The 19980-nt window shown below is 54.1% G+C and carries 22 protein-coding genes; 3 read left to right on the forward strand and 19 right to left on the reverse strand.

Annotated features, from left to right (window positions below):
* Position 1 precedes the first annotated feature (1 nt).
* On the reverse strand, positions 2-973 hold the full coding sequence (locus tag LZP73_RS12710) for a DUF2333 family protein (protein ID WP_234235390.1): 972 nt from the start codon (positions 971-973) through the stop codon (positions 2-4).
* The gene (locus LZP73_RS12715) at positions 974-1468 is read right to left on the reverse strand and encodes a copper chaperone PCu(A)C (RefSeq protein WP_234235391.1); all 495 of its coding nucleotides are present in this window, start codon (positions 1466-1468) and stop codon (positions 974-976) included.
* Positions 1469-1497: 29 nt separating this feature from the next.
* Between LZP73_RS12715 and LZP73_RS12720 the strand changes: the two genes are divergently transcribed.
* Positions 1498-2235, forward strand: a complete 738-nt coding sequence (locus LZP73_RS12720) for an enoyl-CoA hydratase-related protein (RefSeq protein WP_234235392.1) — start codon at positions 1498-1500, stop codon at positions 2233-2235.
* Between the two features lie 108 nt (positions 2236-2343).
* Here LZP73_RS12720 and LZP73_RS12725 read toward each other — a convergent pair whose 3' ends face one another.
* The 5 genes from LZP73_RS12725 to dnaB form a co-directional block, all read right to left on the reverse strand.
* On the reverse strand, positions 2344-2544 hold the full coding sequence (locus tag LZP73_RS12725) for a PspC domain-containing protein (protein ID WP_234235393.1): 201 nt from the start codon (positions 2542-2544) through the stop codon (positions 2344-2346).
* Between the two features lie 131 nt (positions 2545-2675).
* Positions 2676-2975 (reverse strand): hypothetical protein, encoded by a 300-nt coding sequence (locus tag LZP73_RS12730; protein WP_234235394.1) that lies wholly within the window; start codon positions 2973-2975, stop codon positions 2676-2678.
* 226 nt (positions 2976-3201) lie between these two features.
* Positions 3202-4179, reverse strand: a complete 978-nt coding sequence (dusA, locus tag LZP73_RS12735) for a tRNA dihydrouridine(20/20a) synthase DusA (RefSeq protein ID WP_234235395.1) — start codon at positions 4177-4179, stop codon at positions 3202-3204.
* Positions 4180-4396: 217 nt separating this feature from the next.
* The gene (alr, locus tag LZP73_RS12740; protein ID WP_234235396.1) at positions 4397-5476 is read right to left on the reverse strand and encodes an alanine racemase; all 1080 of its coding nucleotides are present in this window, start codon (positions 5474-5476) and stop codon (positions 4397-4399) included.
* Positions 5477-5526: 50 nt separating this feature from the next.
* Complete coding sequence (gene dnaB, locus LZP73_RS12745; protein WP_234235397.1) at positions 5527-6933, reverse strand: replicative DNA helicase; 1407 nt, start codon at positions 6931-6933, stop codon at positions 5527-5529.
* A 129-nt stretch (positions 6934-7062) separates the two neighbouring features.
* On the opposite strand from dnaB, the gene LZP73_RS12750 reads away from it, so the two are divergent.
* On the forward strand, positions 7063-9261 hold the full coding sequence (locus LZP73_RS12750) for a S46 family peptidase (RefSeq protein ID WP_234235398.1): 2199 nt from the start codon (positions 7063-7065) through the stop codon (positions 9259-9261).
* 181 nt (positions 9262-9442) lie between these two features.
* Here the strand turns inward: LZP73_RS12750 and rplI are convergent, their stop codons facing one another.
* The 4 genes from rplI to rpsF are packed head-to-tail and all read right to left on the reverse strand — an operon-like array spanning position 9443 to position 10892.
* Complete coding sequence (rplI, locus tag LZP73_RS12755) at positions 9443-9895, reverse strand: 50S ribosomal protein L9 (RefSeq protein WP_234235399.1); 453 nt, start codon at positions 9893-9895, stop codon at positions 9443-9445.
* Between the two features lie 41 nt (positions 9896-9936).
* On the reverse strand, positions 9937-10164 hold the full coding sequence (gene rpsR, locus LZP73_RS12760; RefSeq protein WP_169563989.1) for a 30S ribosomal protein S18: 228 nt from the start codon (positions 10162-10164) through the stop codon (positions 9937-9939).
* A 12-nt stretch (positions 10165-10176) separates the two neighbouring features.
* On the reverse strand, positions 10177-10482 hold the full coding sequence (gene priB, locus LZP73_RS12765) for a primosomal replication protein N (protein WP_169563988.1): 306 nt from the start codon (positions 10480-10482) through the stop codon (positions 10177-10179).
* Between the two features lie 8 nt (positions 10483-10490).
* Positions 10491-10892, reverse strand: a complete 402-nt coding sequence (gene rpsF / locus LZP73_RS12770) for a 30S ribosomal protein S6 (protein ID WP_234235400.1) — start codon at positions 10890-10892, stop codon at positions 10491-10493.
* 214 nt (positions 10893-11106) lie between these two features.
* On the opposite strand from rpsF, the gene LZP73_RS12775 reads away from it, so the two are divergent.
* Complete coding sequence (locus LZP73_RS12775) at positions 11107-11850, forward strand: DUF481 domain-containing protein (protein ID WP_234235401.1); 744 nt, start codon at positions 11107-11109, stop codon at positions 11848-11850.
* Positions 11851-11953: 103 nt separating this feature from the next.
* Here the strand turns inward: LZP73_RS12775 and rlmB are convergent, their stop codons facing one another.
* From rlmB to zapE, 8 genes are all read right to left on the reverse strand, one after another.
* Positions 11954-12694, reverse strand: coding sequence for a 23S rRNA (guanosine(2251)-2'-O)-methyltransferase RlmB (rlmB, locus tag LZP73_RS12780; protein WP_234235402.1), 741 nt, complete (start codon positions 12692-12694; stop codon positions 11954-11956).
* Positions 12695-15160, reverse strand: coding sequence for a ribonuclease R (rnr, locus tag LZP73_RS12785; RefSeq protein ID WP_234235403.1), 2466 nt, complete (start codon positions 15158-15160; stop codon positions 12695-12697). It abuts the gene before it with no gap.
* A gap of 41 nt (positions 15161-15201) precedes the next feature.
* Entirely contained in the window at positions 15202-15822 is a 621-nt protein-coding gene (locus LZP73_RS12790) for a flagellar protein MotX (protein ID WP_234235404.1), read from the reverse strand.
* Between the two features lie 148 nt (positions 15823-15970).
* Positions 15971-17266: an adenylosuccinate synthase gene (locus LZP73_RS12795; RefSeq protein ID WP_234235405.1), complete on the reverse strand. Its 1296-nt coding sequence runs from the start codon at positions 17264-17266 to the stop codon at positions 15971-15973.
* A 66-nt stretch (positions 17267-17332) separates the two neighbouring features.
* The gene (locus LZP73_RS12800; protein ID WP_169563981.1) at positions 17333-17521 is read right to left on the reverse strand and encodes a DUF2065 domain-containing protein; all 189 of its coding nucleotides are present in this window, start codon (positions 17519-17521) and stop codon (positions 17333-17335) included.
* 132 nt (positions 17522-17653) lie between these two features.
* Positions 17654-18046 (reverse strand): 30S ribosomal protein S9, encoded by a 393-nt coding sequence (gene rpsI / locus LZP73_RS12805; protein WP_234235406.1) that lies wholly within the window; start codon positions 18044-18046, stop codon positions 17654-17656.
* Between the two features lie 14 nt (positions 18047-18060).
* Positions 18061-18489, reverse strand: coding sequence for a 50S ribosomal protein L13 (rplM, locus tag LZP73_RS12810; protein ID WP_234235407.1), 429 nt, complete (start codon positions 18487-18489; stop codon positions 18061-18063).
* 280 nt (positions 18490-18769) lie between these two features.
* Positions 18770-19882, reverse strand: a complete 1113-nt coding sequence (zapE, locus tag LZP73_RS12815; RefSeq protein ID WP_234235408.1) for a cell division protein ZapE — start codon at positions 19880-19882, stop codon at positions 18770-18772.
* Positions 19883-19980 lie beyond the last annotated feature (98 nt).

Raw genomic sequence — 19980 nt, forward strand, 5'->3', positions numbered from 1 at the left:
ATTAACCTTGAGATAGCAAGTTAGTTAAATCAATCACCGCGGCATTCGCCCGGGACACGTAATTAGCCATGACCAATGAATGGTTGGCGACAAAGCCAAAGCCGCTTCCGTTGAGTATGATGGGACTCCAGACTGTTTGTTGGGTCGCCTCAAGCTCACGAATGATTTGTCGCAAACTGACCTCGGCATTCTTCTTTTTCAACACTTCGGCAAAATCAATTTCTATGGCACGCATGAAGTTGAGCAGCGCCCAGGAGGCACCACGACTCTCGTAGAAGACGTCATCTATCTGCCACCAACTGGTTTTTATCTGGCTGCTCGCCATCCCCGGGGTAGACTGGCGCGCCGCGCTGTCACCGGACAAGTCAGTGTTCAATCTTTCCTGACCTACGCTGGCGGACAGACGTTGTGACATGCTGCCCAAGCGCTTCTGAACTTCCTTGAGCCATTCGTTGAGGTTGTCGGCGCGGGCATAAAATTGGGCATCCGGATGGTTGATATCGCTGATCCTGGCACGATACAACTTCAACAGCTTAATGGCTTCGCGGTACTCGCTCTCGGCACTGGGCACCAACCAGCTGGTATGATCTATGTTCAGTTTGGCCTGGGCCGCGGGCAAGTCTTTATCCGCAGTAGACTGGGACTGGGAACGACTGAACTCGTTGCGCATGATCAGCGCCAGATCCCTGGCCTGCTCCAGTGCGCCGAATTCGAACGCCGGCATATTATCCATCATCAGGGACGGGGGGATGACATCGTTGGATAACCAGCCGCCCTGCTTATCCAGCAAGGTTTCCAGCGTCACAATCAAAGAACTTGTGGTGGCGTAACCGACGATCGGCTTGCCCTCATCCTGAACCAGCTGTTGCGGGGTGAGCGCATCCGGCTCGACGCTCCACCAGACAGAAATAATGTAGAAACACAGCAATAACAACGCCGCTAGCCCAAGCAGTTTTTTCCATGTCATTTGCATCTAATGCACTCCTTCATGATGATGGTGATGCTCATGCTGCATGGCTGCATCTGCCTGTTTCAACACGGGCAGAGTCACGCTAACCGGCTCACCCGGCTCCAATATGAGCTCCAACCTGACCTCCTGAGCCACTGCCAACGGCGCCTTGAGGCCAAGCAGCATTATGTGGCTGCCCGACGGACTCAGTACCAAAGTGCCATGGGCGGGGATCTCGAATCCATCGACGCTGCGCATTTTCACCATGCCCTGCTCTTCGATGAGCCTATGCAATTGCGCCTCCCGCGCAATATCTGTCCTGACGCCCACCAGGCGCACCGCCCGATCTGCGTCATTAGCCAAGGTCAGGTAAGCGGCGCTGTTAGGCACACTGGCCGGCATGGCGCGGATATGACCTTCAACCAGGGTGATGTCGGCTAAAACGGGAAATGACAGGCAGGACAAGGCAGCGAACTTAAACATCTGTTTGAATATTGGTCTCAATGTCTTAAACTCCATGTAACCCCAATTCGTATGAGGAAAAACGAATGAGTCATATACAGGTTCAGGATGATCAGGGCGTGCGTATCATCAGCTTCAACCGCCCGGATAAACGTAACGCACTCGATCTCGATATGTATAAGCAGCTGACAGAATACCTGATCGCAGGCGAGGCAGACAACGACATTCGCGCCTTTATGATCCACGGCCAACAGAATTGCTTCACTTCGGGCAACGATGTGGCAGACTTTTTAAAAAATAGCGACTTAGGTCCCAACCATCCCGCCGTGCGTTTCTTATTTTGCTTACTCGAACTGAAAAAACCTTTGGTCGCCGCCGTATCGGGCGCCGCGGTAGGCATAGGCACTACCCTGCTGCTGCACTGCGATCTGGTATATGCCGATGAAACGGCGCAATTCCAATTGCCCTTCGTGAATCTCGCCCTGGTGCCTGAAGCCGGCGCCAGTCTGTTGTTGCCCGAACTCGTAGGCTACCAGAAAGCCGCCGAGCTGCTGCTGCTGGGAGACAGCTTCGATGCCAATACGGCCCATGAACTCAGGCTGGTCAATGCCCTGGTCGCGCCGGATGCCCTGCTGGCACATGCCCTGGATAAGGCGAAGAGGTTGGCGGCTCAACCACCACAGGCATTGCAGGCCACCCGTCAGTTGATGCGGCCCCATAAGCACAGGGTACAACATCAGATGCATCAGGAGTTGGAAGAGTTCGGTATTCGTCTGGGCAGTGATGAGGCCAAAGCCAGATTTCAGGCCTTCCTCAGTAAATAGTGATAGATATTATTGCAGCATGTAAGAGCCGGTCCCTGTGGTTGGCTCTGAGTCGTACAGGCACCAAATCCCATCCCCAGATGAGCAGTGACGCCCGGGGCTGCGAGATTAAATGCGCTGTTTCCAATCAGACACCAGCAGCGCCAGGACAAAATACACCAGCAGACTCAAGCCGGGATTAATCAAGAGGGCCCCCAGCCAGGCACATCGGGTCCAGAAGCATGACCAGCCAAACTGAGTCGCCATGCCGGCGGCGACACCGCACACCAGGCGTTGTTCATCTGCAAAACGTTTCTTGAGCGATTTCATAACCACCTCGATTCGGACCTAATCTTCATAAAATTTATGCCACTGCAGCCGACACACCAACCAGGATGCGACTATAAATCCCAGCATCGGCAGCAGTAGCAAGGTCGCTAACGTCTGTGCCTGCCACATACTCAATCCTTCTGCTTGGCATTAACTGCCAGGGTCTCGGATTGCGGCGTCTCACTCGCTTTGCCCGCCTCGGCATTCTGATTGAAATCATAGATGCTCTCGGCCAATTGGGTCCGCAGTGACAGGGTCAGCTCGCGCTTGGCACCTGTCAGTATTTCCTGTGCCTGCTCGGACATATTTTGCTCCACAGCGATCACCAGCTCATTGGGTTGTAAAACATCGGCATTGGCACCGAAACCCAGGCCAATGCTGCCGAGCAGCAAACCCCTTGTCAGTATTGTCTTCACATTTGTGTTAATCATGATGTCGTCCCTTTCGCTTGTTAACTAATGACACCAGGACTAATACAAGGGACGTGCCAAGTTTTAATTTCTATGTAATCTATTGAATATGAAGGTTAAATAAATAGAGGTGTTGGCTTGCGGCTGCAAAGGTAAGTGCGGGGCGAGTAAGGGATTGGTGAAAATAACCAAGGCAATAGTTATTTTCACCAAGACATAGGAGTGTATTCTAGCGGCATGAGCTGGACTAAATGCCGGCCTGCATTGTCTGCAGCGCCTGCCGCACGACTCGGGTGTCGGCGCCGGGTCTATGGGCATTTTCACTCAGGTAGCGACGCCAGCCTCGGGAGCCGGGTAAGCCCTGAAACAGGCCGATAATATGGCGCGTGATATGATTCAGCCGGCCCCCCGTCGCCAGATGGGCCTCGATATAGGGCAGCATCTTGTCGATAACCTCTTCCCGGCTCAATGCCGGCGCCGTCACACCACAGAGCCGGCTGTCGACCTCGGCCAACATGTAGGGGTTCTGATAGGCCTCGCGTCCCACCATGACGCCATCCAGGTGTGCCAGGTGTGTCTTGGCCTGTTCCAGGCTGGTAATGCCGCCGTTGAGACTGATGTTCAGCCCTGGATAGTCTTGCTTGAGTCGATAGACTCTGGCGTAATCCAGCGGCGGGATCTCGCGGTTCTCCTTCGGGCTCAAGCCCTGCAGCCAGGCCTTGCGCGCATGTATGGTGAAGGCGCTGCAACCCTTGGCCTGCACCGTGTCTATGAAGTCGGTGAGAAACTCATAGCTGTCCTGCTCGTCTATGCCTATACGCGTCTTGACTGTCACAGGAATGTCTACCACTTGTTTCATGGCGTCGACGCATTCGGCCACCAAGGCGGGCTCGGCCATCAGGCAGGCACCGAAGCGGCCATTCTGCACCCTGTCCGACGGGCAACCCACATTCAGGTTGACCTCATCGTAGCCTCGCTGGGCCGCTAAGGCGGCACACTTGGCCAAATCCTCCGGATTGGAACCACCCAGTTGCAGCGCCAGCGGATGCTCCTCCCTGTTATAGGCCAAATAGTCGCCGCGCCCATGGAGTATGGCGCCTGTGGTCACCATCTCGGTATAGAGCAGCGCCTTGGACGACAGAAGACGCGCAAAATAGCGATAATGGCGGTCGGTCCAATCCAACATGGGGGCGATGGAGAAGGTGCGGTCTAATTCAAGCGACATAGGGTTACCCGTGTTATGTGAGTCTAAGCTTAAGCCTGTGGCGGCTTTGCGGCCACAGCGGGGGCGTATTTTACACTGCAAACCCGCAAAACGACAGCAAACTAGCGAGGGAACCTCAGGGAGCATAGGGCTGCTGCCTGGCAACCCGAATTGGCTCTGTGATGCGATAACCCAGGATAAGGCTGGCGGCTAAGCTGACTCAACTTGAGCCGGCAATTCAGGTCAGGCAAACGGCCACTCTGGGGGTCAGCTTGGTCACAAGTTCGTAGGCTATGGTGCCTATGTACTCGGCCACTTCCTCGACAGGTAACTGAGGCCCCCACAAGACGGCGTCGTCACCGACCTTATCTGTCGCCTCTTTGCCCAGATCTACCGTCAACATATCCATGGATACCCGCCCGACGATAGGCACCCGCCGGCCATTGACCCATACAGGGGTGCCTGGAGGGGCATTGCGCGGGTAGCCATCGCCATAACCTATGGCAACCACGCCCAAGCGGGTGTCCTGCTTGGCGGTCCAATGACAGCCGTAGCCTACGGGTTGCCCAGCGCCATGTTCACGCACCGCAATCAAGGAGGAAACCAATTGCATTGCGGGCACCAGGCCATGATTGGCACCGCAATCTCCGGTCACAGGTGAAACACCATAGAGAGCGATACCGGTACGTATCCAATCCCCCTGGCTCTCGGGCCAATACAAGGCACCGGCCGAGTTCGCCAGGGTACGCTCGCCCGGCAGTCCTTGGGTGAGGCTGTTGAATAGCTGCACCTGCCTGGCGGTGAAGTCGTTGTCAGGCTCATCCGAACAGGCGAAGTGGGTCATCAGATGAATGGGTTTGGCCACCTGAGGACAGGCCATTAACCTGGCATACACCTCAGAAAATTGCTCGGGGGCAAATCCCAGCCTATGCATGCCGGAATCGATTTTCAGCCAAACGCTAACCGGCTTGGCCAGCAGCGCCTGCTCCAGCATCTGCAGCTGGGACTCGTGATGCACCACTGTCTCTATGTCGTGGGCCACCAACAGGGGCAGATCTGCGCCGCGAAATACGCCTTCCAACAGCAGCAGCTTGGCGCTCACCCCGCCTTCCCTCAGCTCCAGGGCTTCTTCCAGGCGCGCCAGGCCGAAGCCATCGGCGTTTTTATTCAGGCACTGGGCGACATTCAACAGCCCATGGCCGTAGCCGTTGGCCTTGACCACGGCCATCACGCGACTGGCGGGGGCTATCTGGCGCAATCTGGCCAGGTTGGTTTGCAAGGCGCTACTGCTTATTTCTGCACGGGGAAAAGGTTTCAAAAATTTGCCTTGTGGTCACGGAAAATAAAAATACTGCCGGCTCGGCCAGCTTAGTCTTCTTCAAACTGAGGGCCGGCGTAATTGTCGAAACGCGAGAATTGTCCCTGGAAGGTCAAGCGCACCCTGCCTATGGGGCCATTACGCTGCTTGCCTATGATGATTTCAGCCGTGCCCTTGTCTTGGGAATCGTTGTTATAGACCTCGTCACGATAGATGAACATGATGAGATCCGCATCCTGCTCGATGGAGCCGGATTCACGCAGATCCGAGTTGACCGGGCGCTTATCGGCACGCTGCTCGAGCGAGCGGTTCAGCTGTGACAGGGCGATGACAGGGATCTCCAGCTCCTTGGCCAATGCCTTGAGGGAGCGGGAGATCTCGGCGATTTCCAGGGTACGGTTATCCGACAATGCCGGCACCTGCATCAACTGCAGGTAATCTATCATGATCATCGACAGCCCGCCGTACTCGCGGGCAATGCGTCTGGCCCGGCTGCGCACCTCGGTCGGCGTCAGACCCGAGCCGTCATCTATATACATCTTGCCCTGTTCGAGCATGATCCCCATGGTGGAGGACACCCGTGCCCAGTCGTCATCGTCCAGCTGGCCGGTACGTATCTTGGTCTGATCGACGCGGCCGAGGGAGGCCAGCATACGCATCATGATCTGTTCCGAGGGCATCTCGAGACTGAAGATCAGCACAGGCTTGTCTTCATTGAGTGCCGCCTGCTCGCACAGGTTCATCGCGAAAGTGGTCTTACCCATGGACGGACGGGCGGCGACGATGATCAAGTCACCGGACTGGAAGCCGGCGGTCATCTTGTCGAGATCACCGAAGCCGCTGGAGACCCCGGTCACACCGTTATGGGGATTGTTATACAGCTGTTCTATCTTATCGACGGTTTTTTCCAGAATGGTCTTGATGCCTTCCGGGCCTTCGTTGGCATTGGTGCGCTGCTCGGCAATCTTGAATACCTTGCTCTCGGCCAAGTCCAGCAAGGCGCCCGAGTCGCGCCCCTCGGGATTGTAGCCGGCGTCGGCTATCTCGTGTGCCACGCGGATCATCTCCCGCACCACGGCACGCTCGCGCACGATTTCGGCGTAGGACAGTATGTTGCCGGCACTCGGGGTATTCTTGGCGATCTCCCCCAGATAAGCGAAGCCACCGGCTTCTTCCAGTTGGCTTTCAATTTCCAGCTGCTCGGAAACTGTGATCAAGTCGATCGGCTGACTGGTTTCGATCAACCTATGCATGGCCGAGAAGATCATCCTGTGGGAACGGGAGTAGAAGTCTTCTTTCACCACCGCCTCGGCGACCTTGTCCCAGGCCTCCGCATCCAACATCAAGCCGCCGAGCACAGACTGTTCGGCTTCTATCGAGTGAGGTGGCAATTTAAGCGCATCTATCTGTGCATCTCTTGGCTTGCTCTTCGGCTTAAAAGCACCTTGCTGTGACATTCATACTCCCAGTTTCCAACGGCTTTACAAAATATGCTATAAAACGGGTCAAACAAGACGGAACCTAGCAAGATAGCTAACTCTTGGCCCCACCTCAACGGACTATCTAAAAATAAATAAGGAATCAACATGCGTAATCCCTTGGTTGCAGCCCTGCTCCTGACATCCGGCATCTGCTATGCCGATGAAGGCCAGTGGCAACCCTATCAAATGCCCTCGATCACCGAACAACTCACGGAACGCGGCATAGGCATAGCCGCCGAACAACTGGCCGATCTCGGCCGTTACCCCATGAATGCGGTCGTCGGGCTGGGCTATTGTACCGCCAGTTTTGTATCCCCCCAAGGGCTAGTTGTCACTAACCATCATTGCGCCTATCGCGCCATTCAATACAACAGCAAGAAAGAGCACAATTATCTGGAACAAGGCTTTCTGGCCAACAGCTTAGCGCAGGAGCCTTCGGCAGGCCCCAATGAACGCCTCTATATCACCCAGGCGGTGACGGATGTCACGGACAAGGTGATCTCAGGCTTGAGCCAGCAACCGCTGGCGCGTTACCAGACCATACAGGCCAACAGCAAGGCACTGGTCAAGGCCTGTGAAGCCGACGAAAATTACCGCTGTTCGGTACGCAGCTATCATAATGGCTTGGAATATTACCTGATCAAACAGCTCATCATCCGCGATGTGCGCCTGGTGTATGCACCGCCGGCCAGTGTCGGGGCCTACGGTGGCGACATAGACAACTACGAATACCCAAGGCACTCGGGCGATTTCAGCTTTCTGCGGGCCTATGTCGGCAAAGACGGTCAACCCGCCGGCTATGCCGCAGATAACGTTCCCTACCGGCCAGAGAGCTACCTGAAAATCAACGCCGACGGAGTCAAGGCAGGTGACGGTATCCTGGTCGCAGGTTATCCCGGCTCGACCAGTCGTTACAGCCTCACCAGCGAACTCAGGTTTGCCAGCGACTGGCTCTACCCGCTCCAAGCCAAACGTTATCGACAACAGATAGACACAATAACGGCCATGGGCGCGGCCGATGCCGATGTTGCCATCAAATATGCCGGCTCCCTGGCGTCGATGGCGAACCGGATGAAGAAACTCAATGGCCTGCTCGATGGCTTCAGGGCCACGGACATAGCGGCTATCAAGCAGCAGCGTGAAAATGACTACCAGCAATGGCTGACACAGGCAGGCGGGACCGGCCAAGACTCGCTCCCTCGGCTGGAAGCCTTGCTCGAACAGGCACATAGACAACAGCAAGCGCACTACTTCTTCGATAATGCCCAATCCAGCACCCTGCTGACCACGGCCAACAGCCTGTACCGCTTGGCGAAAGAACGCCAAAGAGCCGATGCCGAGCGTGAGCCAGGCTATCAGCAGCGAGACATGAAGATGTTTACCGCGCGCCTCAAACGCATAGACACCAGCTTCGATGTAAGTGTCGACAAGGCCCTGTGGCAACAGGACTTGGAGGCCTACCTGGCCCAGGACAACAGAGTCGCCGCGCTCGATGAACTGCTTGGCAATCAGAATAAGGCTGCCAGCCTGAGCGACAGGCTCGACGGTCTCTATGCCCTGACCTCACTCACAGACAGGGCTCAGCGCCTTGAATGGATGAATGCCGAGGTCAGCGCCTTCGAGAGCAGCAGCGATCCCTTCATCCGTCTGGCCGTTGCCTTGTACGACACCAACATGGCGCAGGAGCTGGCCGAGAAAACACTCGAAGGCCAATTGTCCATCGCCCGCCCAGAATATATGAAGTCTGTGATCTCCTACTACAAGGCCAAGGGCTGGCCCGTGTATCCGGATGCCAACGGCACCCTGAGGATCACCTATGGTGTGGTCGATGGCTACCAGTCCCGCGATGCCCTCTACAAGCAGCCGTTCACCCGCCTCGAGGGCATAGTGGCGAAACACACAGGGGTTGCGCCTTACAATGCACCGGCTAAGCTGCTCGAGGCCATCAAAGCCAAGCGCTATGGCAGCCACAAGGTAGCAGAGGTCTATCGGGACTCACGCGGCTGGCTCTGCCGCCTGCTGTCCTGCGCTCAGGCACGACCCGCCTTCGATTCTGTGCCGGTTAACTTCCTCTCCAGCGCCGATACCACAGGCGGCAACTCGGGTTCACCCGTGCTTAACGGTAAGGGGGAGCTGGTTGGATTGAACTTCGACTCCACCTATGAGGCCATCACCAAGGACTGGTTCTTTAATCCCGATATCACCCGCGCAGTGCATGTGGATATCCGCTACATACTCTGGATGATGGATGAAGTAGATCACGCAGATAATTTGCTGAGAGAGTTGGATTTGGTAAGAAACTAACCCGAAGCAGGAGCCGGCGGGCACCGACTCCTGTTGCGTCGCTTCAACGCCCAATCGCTGCCAAAGACACACTATGTTGGCCTAACGGAGCGCACCCAATACTTAACCGCACTGGAACCTGGTCAACAGGCATAAAAAAACACCGCCCTGGGGCGGTGTTTTTTCATCAAGCTAAGCTCGATTAAGCTTCTGCAACGACAGAAACTTTAACGGCAGCTTTAACTTCTGTGTGCAACTGAACTTCAACTTCGAAGTCGCCAGTAGTACGCAGAGCGCCTAATGGTAAACGAACTTCTGATTTAGCCAGTTCAACGCCGGCAGCAGTCACTGCATCGGCGATGTCACGGTTGCCAACTGAACCGAACAGTTTGCCTTCATCGCCGGCTTTAGAAGCGATAACAACAGCTTCCAGAGCAGACAGTGCTTCGGCACGTTGGTTAGCAGCAGCCAATTCGGCAGCCAGTTTAGCTTCTAACTCGGCGCGACGCGCTTCGAAAACTTTAACGTTTCCTTCGTTAGCAACAACAGCTTTACCTTGTGGCAGCAGGTAGTTACGAGCGTAACCGGCCTTAACTGAAACTTGGTCACCCAGGTTACCCAGGTTAGCGATCTTATCAAGCAGAATAACGTTCATTATCAAATCCTCTATATTCGATTAGGAATTAATACTGGCAATTACTGATGTAAATCAGTGTATGGCAGTAGAGAAAGATAACGAGCACGCTTGATAGCACGAGCTAGTTGACGCTGGTATTTAGCACTAGTACCAGTGATACGGCTTGGAACGATTTTGCCACTTTCAGTGATATAGTTCTTCAGAGTTACAATATCTTTGTAATCGATCTCAGTAACACCTTCAGCGGTGAAACGGCAGAACTTGCGACGACGGAAATAACGTGCCATTTTGACAGTCTCCTAAGATTTCAATTCGACATTTTCGGCATGCAGTACCAGACGATTTTGACCATTACGACCCTGTTGTAGTGTCATGAAGCCTTCGACTCGTATCTCCACACCTGCTTTTAATTCATCTGCGACGCTTTCAAAGCGCGGGCCACTCAAGACCACTTGTATCTGGCAGTACACATTTCTGAGCATCTCTGCTTCATAGCGCTGCGATTTGTGTTCCAGCATGATCACACTGTGTGCGATGCCTGCCGGGCTGTTAAAGCATCGGGAACGGGTTATGGTTCCTGATAACACCAAGTGATTGGTGGTCACAGATAAACTTACTCAGCGTTTTCTTCAGCGTTTTCTCTAGCTTCATCAAATGATCTTTCGCCAGCTGGGCCACGACGTGAATCGCGCTCATCTTTAGCTTTAGCCATTGGTGATGCTTCGGTGATGGCAGCTTTAGTACGCATAACCATGCTACGCAGAACGGCGTCATTGAAACGGAAAGCTGTTTCTAGCTCGTCAATTGTCTCTGCCGCTGCTTCAACGTTCAACAGAACGTAGTGAGCTTTATGCAGGTCTTGGATTGGGTAAGCCAGTTGACGACGGCCCCAATCTTCCAGGCGGTGGATTGTGCCGTTAGCTGCGGTGATAACACCTGTGTAACGCTCAATCATACCTGGTACTTGTTCACTTTGATCTGGGTGAACCATAAATACGATTTCGTAATGACGCATTTATTGCTCCTTACGGTTAAGTAGCCTCGGTATTGGCTCAGTCAGACCAAATGGAGGCAAGGAACGAAATAAAGTGACTGAATTAGGCGCGAGATAGTACATAAACCCGGCATGAAATTCAAGCAATAACTTTGCTGTCAAAGGCAATCCGGGTATCATGGCGCCTCATCCGGATCCGGGATCTTAAAATAAACTCCGACTAAGAATAAAAAGCATGTTACGAGCCATATGTATCACCTGTCTTCTTTGCCTCGCACCTCCGGCCTTCGCCCTGGTTCCCCCGGATTATCAGGAACCGCCGAGTGATTTCACCGCCGAAATAGAGGCAGGGTTCCAACTCAATACGGGCAATACCGAGTCCAGCAGCTTCAATGGCAGGACCATGCTGGTGTATGACACCCAAGTCGCCAAACAGGAAGGCACCTTCAAGGCCTACTTCGCCTCCGACGCGGAAAAAACCACCTCAGAGAAGTATAATGTACAGCTGCAGTCCAGCCTGAAACTCGATGGCGGCTACATCTTCGGCCGCGGCGAACTGACCTGGGATCAATTCGGCAGTTACACCCGCATCTACACCTTGTCCAGCGGTTATGGTTTCGATGTTATCAGCAGTGACAAGACCAAGTTCAGCCTCGAAGTCGGCCCGGGTTACCGCTACAACCTGCCTGCCGCCACAGACACGGATCCCGATCCGGCCGCCAATAAAGACCTCATCTTGCGTACCGCGGCCAAGTTTTCCCAGAAGCTGCAGGAATACACCAGCCTCAATGCCGATCTCACCGCCGAAGCGGGTGAAGATAACAGCACCCTGACCCTGGAAATGAACTATAAAAATCTGCTGTTTCAGGACTGGGCATTCAAAATTGGCGTCAACGTCAAATACACTGAAGTGGTACCTGAAGACAGCCAACAGACAGATACCATCACCACCTTCAATCTGCTCTATACCTTTCAATAAGAGTCACTGAGACCCATAAAAAAACGGGACTGGCTAATGCCGGTCCCGTTTTTCATTGATGGCGGCCCGCTTTCGCGCCCGCCCTATCAGCTACAATGCACATTCACCCCAGGCGCTGACGCACTGCCTCGAACAAACACACGCCGGTGGCTACCGACACGTTGAGGCTGGAAACACTGCCCGCCATGGGGATGGAAACCAAGGTATCACAGCTCTCACGAGTCAGGCGACGCAGCCCCTTGTCTTCGGCGCCCATGGCGATGGCCAGCGGTCCCTTGAGTTCGGCCTGATACAATTCACAATCCGCTTCGCCCGCGGTGCCTATGATCCATATGCCCTTGTCCTGCAGGTGGCGCATGGTACGGGCAAGATTGGTTACCTGAAATAAAGGCACAGTCTCGGCGGCGCCGCAGGCCACCTTACTGACGGTGGAGGTCAACCCGACCGAGTTGTCTTTGGGCACTATGATGCCCTGCACGCCGGCAGCGTCGGCATTGCGCAGACAGGCCCCCAGGTTATGGGGATCTGTGACCCCATCCAAGATCAGCAGGAAAGGCACCTCGGTGATGGCCAGCAATTCGTCCAGATCCGCCTCGTTCAAGACCTTAGCGGCTTTCACCCGTGCGACTATCCCCTGGTGTTGGCTGCTTTGGGCCTTATCGTCCAGTACTTTGCGGGACGCCAGCTGCACAGTCACACCGAAGGCCTCGGCCCTGGCGACCAGGGGCTGCAAACGCTCATCGTCGCGCCCCTGCAGCAACCAAAGTTCGATGATCCGCTCCGGGCTGGTGCTCAACAGGGCTTCGAAGGCATGGATCCCAAAAATCATATCTTGTTTTTTCATTTACTTCTTTCTCGTGCGCCGCTTGGCGGTCTTTGGCTTCTTGTTCTGGGCCGTGTCTTCAGTGGTCGTCTTGGCCTTGGTCTTTGGCTTATCGCCGGCATGGCCCTTGGGCTTGCGCTCCCCGGCCTTGGCCTTGCCGCCCGCGAGTTTGGCGCCTTCGCGATTGACACGCTCCCTGGCGGTCAAGGGCTTCTTGCCGCCGGCTTTGCGCCGCCCCTTGGCTTCATCACCCAGCATGATGAGATCTATCTGCCTGTCGTCCAGGTTCACCGCGGCCACTTTCACCATCACGGGATCACCCAGCTGATACACCTTCCTGGTATTCTCACCTATCAGGCGCTGGCGCATGGGATCGAATTGGAAATAGTCACTGCCCAGGCTGGAGATATGCACCAAGCCGTCGATGAACAGGTCGTTGAGGCGCACAAACAGGCCAAAACTGGTGACCGAGGCGATCACTGCCTCGAAGCTGTCGCCGACATGATCTTGCATGAACTCACACTTGAGCCAGTCGCTGACATCACGGGTCGCCTCATCGGCACGCCGCTCAGTGTTGGAACACTCTTCCCCGAGCGCATCCAGCTCATCGAGCTGATAATGATAGCCGCCATCCTGAGTCCACTTGGCGGAGCTCGTGTCTTGCTCCCTCTTCAGCAGGTAACGCATCACCTTAGCCGCCGACTCGCCGACACTCGATTGCTGCTTCTTGGTGAGCAGATAACGTATCACCCTATGCAACACCAGATCCGGGTAGCGGCGGATAGGCGAGGTAAAGTGTGCATACTCCTCCAACGCCAGACCGAAATGGCCCTCGTTATCGGGCGTGTATACCGCTTGGCGCATGGAGCGCAGCAACATCACCTGAATGAGTTCCGCATCTGGCCTGTCGGCAATTTTCAGCATCAGGTTCTGGTAATCCGCCGGGGTCGGCTCCAGGCCACCGTCCATGCTCAGGCCGCGTTCGGCCAGGAACTCTTTGAAATTCGCCAGCTTCTGTTCCGATGGCGCCTCATGTACCCGGTACAAGACTTCGCCCTTCTGCTTCTTGACGAATTTAGCGGCCGAGACGTTGGCCAAGATCATGCATTCTTCGATGATCTTATGGGCCTGATTGCGCGCCCGCGGCACTATCCTGTCTATCTTGCGCTGTTCATTGAAAATGAACTGGGTCTCAACAGTTTCGAAGGCGATCGCCCCCCGCTGTGCCCGCTGCTCATCCAATGCCAGATACAGAGATTGCAAACATTGCAGGTGCGGGAATAAGCTCTCATGCTCAGGCGCTATCGGGCCGCCTTCCAGCATGGCCGCGACCTGGGTATAGGTGAAGCGGGCATGGGAATTCATCAGCGCCGGATAGAACTTGTAACCAGAGAGTTTGCCTTTAGCCGAGACTGTCATCTCGGCCACCATGCAGAGACGATCCACATGGGGGTTCAGTGAACACAGGCCGTTGGAGAGCTTCTCCGGCAGCATGGGGATCACCTGGGATGGAAAATACACTGAGTTGCCGCGAGCACGGGCTTCGGTATCCAGCGCCGAGTCGGTGCGCACATAATGGCTGACATCGGCGATCGCCACCCATAGGCGCCAGCCACCGCCGGCCTTCTTCTCGGCATATACGGCATCGTCGAAGTCCCGGGCATCTTCGCCGTCTATGGTCACCAGCGGCAGTTGACGCAAGTCGATGCGACCGGCTTTATCCGCTTCGGTCACTTCATCGGGAATGCGGCGCAGCTTCTTCTCGATCACGGGTGACCAGGTATGGGGCAGATCATAGTTGCGCAGGGCGATCTCTATCTCCATGCCCGGTGCCATCTGCTGTCCCAACACCTCGGTGATCTTACCCGCAGCCTTGACGAAACGGCCGGGACGGCGGGTCAGTTCGACCACCACCACATCGCCGTGCCGGGCACCGTTCTTATCTTCACCGGCGATGAGGATCTCCTGGGTGATACGCTTGTCATCGGCGACGACGAAGGCCATGCCCGAGTCCACATGATAACGTCCAACCAGAGCGGCACTGCGAGGTTCGATCAAACGTACCAGGCGGGCCTCGCGGCGGCCACGGCGATCGACACCTGCCTTCTGCGCCAGCACCTTGTCGCCGTGAAAATACATCTGCATGTCGCGGTTGGAAATATAGAGATCATCCCCACCTTCGTCCGGCTTGAAGAAGCCGAAGCCGTCCCTGTGACCTATCACAGTACCGCTGAGCAGATCCATGCGTTCGGGCAGGCCGTAGCTCTGGCCACGGGTAAACACCAACTCACCATCACGCTCCATGGCACGCAAACGGCGGCGCAGGGCTTCGAGCTGATCTTCCTCGGTGATCTGCAGGGCAACGGCTATGTTGTCACGGGTGATAGGGGATTTCTGGGAGCGCAAGTAGTCGAGAATATACTCACGGCTTGGGATGGGTTTGTCGTATTTATCCTGTTCACGCTCAAAATGAGGGTCTTTGATCATTCAATATCCAAATATGTTGTCTTCGCTTCTGGCGAAGTCTATTAGCGGGGACGCAGATGCTCCTGCTGGGCCCGCTCCACTGCACTGGCAGGCATTCTCTTGGCTAACACCTGCAATAATTTCAATGCTTTCTCTTTCGTCGCGTCATCACTGAAAACATCGTTATACAACCAATGATAACCCAATTCGTAATCTCTTGGGCTGCCATGCCCCTGGCCGAACAAGCCGACCAGCATGAGCCTTGCCGGTAAGTCACCGTTGGCTGCCGCGGGCAATACATAATGTACCGCCTTTTCCTTATCCTGGATCACGAACTTACCGTCGCGGTAATATTCGGCAATCCGCACCATGGCTTCACTGCTGCCCTGTTCGGCCGCATCGCGCAACAGGGAAATGCCCCTGGGCGGATTGGCCTTTACACAGATGCCAAAATTCAGCATTTCACCCCAAAGGTATTGATACAGCGGCTGCTTCAACACTTCGGCCCTGGCTTCAATATCTTGCACCAGCTGACAATCGTCTTTCTGCACCTTGGTTAAATACTGCTTGCTGCGGATCAACTCCAGCAACTGCTCCTGGCTGTAAACATCCACTGCCTGGGGCTCGGCTCGGCTGATTGACGCTGAAACTAACAGCAATATGACTGACACAATACGCAGCATAACGGCTCTCGATGACGATGGGGTTACTCTATGCATCGGCAGTATAACTCATTTCTTGAGCCATGACTGAATTTCAAGCACCGGCAACCGGGTAAAGCGCAGGCAAGAAAAAGGCCGCTACTGCGGCCTTTATGACTGAACCTGTGGATCAGTTGAACGGATTCACCAAGATCATGGTTTCATTTCTATCAGGACCGGTAGAGATGATGTCGACAGGCGTCTCCAAAATCTCTTCGATGCGCTTGATATAATTGAGTGCCGCCTGTGGCAGTTGCTCAATCGAAGTCGCACCGAATGTCGACTCGCTCCAGCCTGGCATGGTTTCATAAACCGGGGTCACCAGTTCATAACCTTCGGCTGCCAACGGGGTCACGGTAGCAATAGAACCGTCTGGATTTTGATAACCCACACAGATCTTCACTTCTTCCAGACCATCGAGCACGTCCAACTTAGTCAGACAGAAACCGCTGACGCTGTTGATCTGTACCGCGCGGCGCATGGCCACGGCATCCAACCAACCAGGACGGCGTTTACGACCCGTAGTAGCACCGAATTCATGACCCTTAGTACCTAAGTAGTCACCGATTTCATTGCGCAATTCCGTCGGGAAGGGACCCGCACCCACACGCGTGGTGTACGCCTTCATGATACCCAGGACATAATCCAGGTGACGGGGGCCGAAGCCACTGCCCGTCGCCACACCACCTGCGGTCGTGTTCGACGAAGTCACAAATGGATAAGTACCGTGATCTATATCCAGCAGTGTGCCTTGAGCGCCTTCGAACAGTATGGGTTCACCGGCTTTTCGCGCAGTGTCCAAGAGTTCGGTGACATCGGTACACATGGATTTCAGGTAATCGGCGATAGCCAATGCATCGGCCAGAGTCTGCTCGTAATCGACGGCTTCGACATCGTAATACTCTGTCAGCATAAAGTTGTGATACTGCATCACTTCCTTCAGCTTCTCGGCGAACAGTTCAGCATTGAACAGATCACCGACACGCAGACCACGACGAGAAATCTTATCTTCGTAGGCAGGGCCTATACCGCGTCCTGTCGTACCAATAGCGTTATTACCGCGCGCTTTTTCACGGGCGATGTCTAATGCACAATGGAAAGGCAGGATCAGCGGGCACGCTTCAGAGATCAGCAGACGCTCCTCAACGGGAACCCCACGATCTTTGAGCATGTTGATCTCTTTCAGCAGCGCATCGGGTGCAAGCACCACGCCATTACCGATAATGCACTTAACATTATCACGCAATATGCCTGACGGGATCAGATGAAGAACGGTTTTATCACCATCGATAACCAGAGTATGACCAGCGTTGTGGCCGCCCTGATAGCGAACTACATATTTTGCCTGTTCTGTTAGAAGGTCGACAATCTTACCTTTTCCTTCGTCACCCCATTGGGTGCCGAGAACAACTACGTTTTTGCCCATTGTTTGCTGCAAGGTTGCGGTTAAAAAAGAATTTTAACAGATTTTAGGGGGCAGAAGGCAAGTCATTTATGAAAAAATAATCAGCAACACCAGGCCGGCGGTGACGAGTGAACCGCCTAAACGCCTGAGAACACTTTGATTTTGTGCTGAAATCTCAGCCAAATATTGGCGCCATTTTTTAGGGAAACACAATGGCCCTATGCCCTCGAATATCAGCATAAGACCCAGCGCGAGCATCATGAGTTGCAAAGACATAAAGGGGATTTCGTATGATAATGACAGACATAAGCTTATTGTGTCAGTTATTGCCACTAAAATACAAATAAGCTGACAGCAGACAATAAAAAACCCAGCATAAGCTGGGTTTTTTGACATTCTGAAAACGTATTAACGCTTAGAGAATTGTGGCTTACGACGTGCTTTACGCAGACCCACTTTCTTACGCTCAACTTTACGAGCATCACGGGTAACGAAACCAGCGGCGCGCAGAGATGGACGCAGAGCTTCATCCAGTTGCATCAGAGCACGGGTGATACCGTGACGGATGGCGCCTGCTTGGCCAGTGGTACCACCGCCCTTAACAGTTACATAGATGTCCAGCTTGTCAGTCATTTCAACCAACTCCAATGGTTGACGAACAACCATACGAGCAGTTTCACGACCAAAATACTGATCCAGAGGGCGTTGATTTACAACGATGTTGCCACTACCTGCTTTAGCGAATACGCGAGCAGTAGAAGTTTTTCGACGGCCAGTGCCGTAGTACTGAGTTGCAGCCATTTGCTTAATCCCGTTTAGATATCAAGAACTTGAGGTTGTTGTGCAGTGTGGTTATGTTCTGCGCCAGCGTAAACTTTCAGTTTACGGAACATGGCACGGCCCAGAGGACCTTTTGGTAACATACCCTTGACTGCTTTCTCGATGATCATTTCTGGCTTCTGCGCTTGCAGCTTCTCGAAGCTGATTTGCTTAATGCCACCAGGGAAGCCTGAGTGCGAGTAGTACGTCTTGCCTTTCGCTTTGTTACCAGTCACAGTCACTTTGTCAGCGTTAACAACGATGATGTAATCACCTGTGTCTACGTGTGGAGTGTATTCTGGCTTGTGCTTACCGCGTAAACGGATAGCAATTTCAGTAGCGATACGACCTAAAGTTTTGCCGTCTGCGTCAACGACATACCAGTCACGAGTTACAGTTTCTGGTGTAGCAGTAAAAGTCTTCATTATTACAAAAACCCAAAGTTAATTTCTGTCTCACATGCTGTCTGCATTTGCGAACAACACAAAATTGCCTATCCTGGTGCCCCTTCGAGCAAGGAATTTGGCTTACAACTTCCGCCCAATTGGCGGAGTAACGTGGGCAGGTGGCGGATTATAGACAAAGCTGAGTTAAAAATCACCTGATATTTTAATGAAAATCATAAAAAACCATGGGACTGGGCTGCCCCGCCGCCCACGCTTTCCCGGCAGAGTGCCGCAGCACTTTTGCCCCCTGAACCTCGCCTCAGGGTAGATGTTCCAGGGCCAAATAATCATGGGATTGCATTTCGACCAAGCGGGAGCGGCAACGCCTGAATTCAAAACTCAACTGCCCCTCGGTATAGATATGTTCCAGCAACACGGCGGCGGACATAATCAGCTTCACCTGACGCTCGTAAAATTCATCGACCATGGCCAGGAAACGGCGGGCGATATCATCGCCGGTTTGCTGGGCGCCCATCTGCTCTACCCCACAGATCAAGACGGTATGATACTGACACGCCAACTCCATATAATCCCGTTGGCTGCGCGGACCATCACATAGGGCGCGAAAATCGACCAGCAACACCCCCTGAGCCTGCTTGCGGATAGGGATCTCCCTGCCGTCTATCTCTATGGGCGCAGTCGATACTTCAGACTCGGGCGCCAATTGCCCGAAGTATCGCAGCAGGTTGGTCTCGGCCTCTTGGTCCAGCGGGTAATGATAAATCTCTGCCTGCTCCAGGGTGCGTAAGCGATAATCTATCCCAGAATCCACATTCAACACCTGGCAATGCTTATTGATCAGGGCGATGGCGGGCAAGAAACGCGCCCTTTGCAGGCCGTTTTTATAGAGATCATCGGGAATGATATTGGAGGTCGCCACCAAGACAACCCCTTCCTTGAACAGAGCCTGGAATAGCGTGCCCAGCAACATGGCATCGGTAATGTCGGAGACGAAGAATTCATCGAAACAGATGATCTGATATTGCCCCGCCATCTTCTTGGCGATCAGCAACAAAGGATCTTGTACCCCGGGCAACTCTCCCAATTCATGATGCAACTGGTGCATGAAGCGATGAAAATGCGCCCTGAGCTTCCTGGTCCCGGGTAAGGCGTCGAAGAAGGTATCCATCAGGTAGGTCTTGCCGCGGCCGACACCGCCCCATAGATACAAGCCCTGAACCTGGTGTGACTGAGATTGAGCGCCGAATGCGCCCAACAACTTACCCCATGCCGATCTGGGTTGATTTGCCTTAATCAGATCCTCATATACCCTTTGTAATGCCTTCACGGCATTTTCCTGGGCAGAGTCGTGCGAGAAACCTTCCCGGGTAAGATCTTTTTGATAATGTTGCCAAGGGCTTAACTGCGACACTCGAATATTCTCTTCTCTGCTGAACTTGCGCGGCGCAATAGTACCATGCCAGTCGGCTGCAAGGTATATGTGAGCCGGCCGAGTTTGCCTTGGCAGCC

This window comes from Shewanella sp. AS16, from assembly GCF_021412365.1.
Taxonomy (GTDB): Bacteria; Pseudomonadota; Gammaproteobacteria; order Enterobacterales; family Shewanellaceae; genus Shewanella; species Shewanella salipaludis.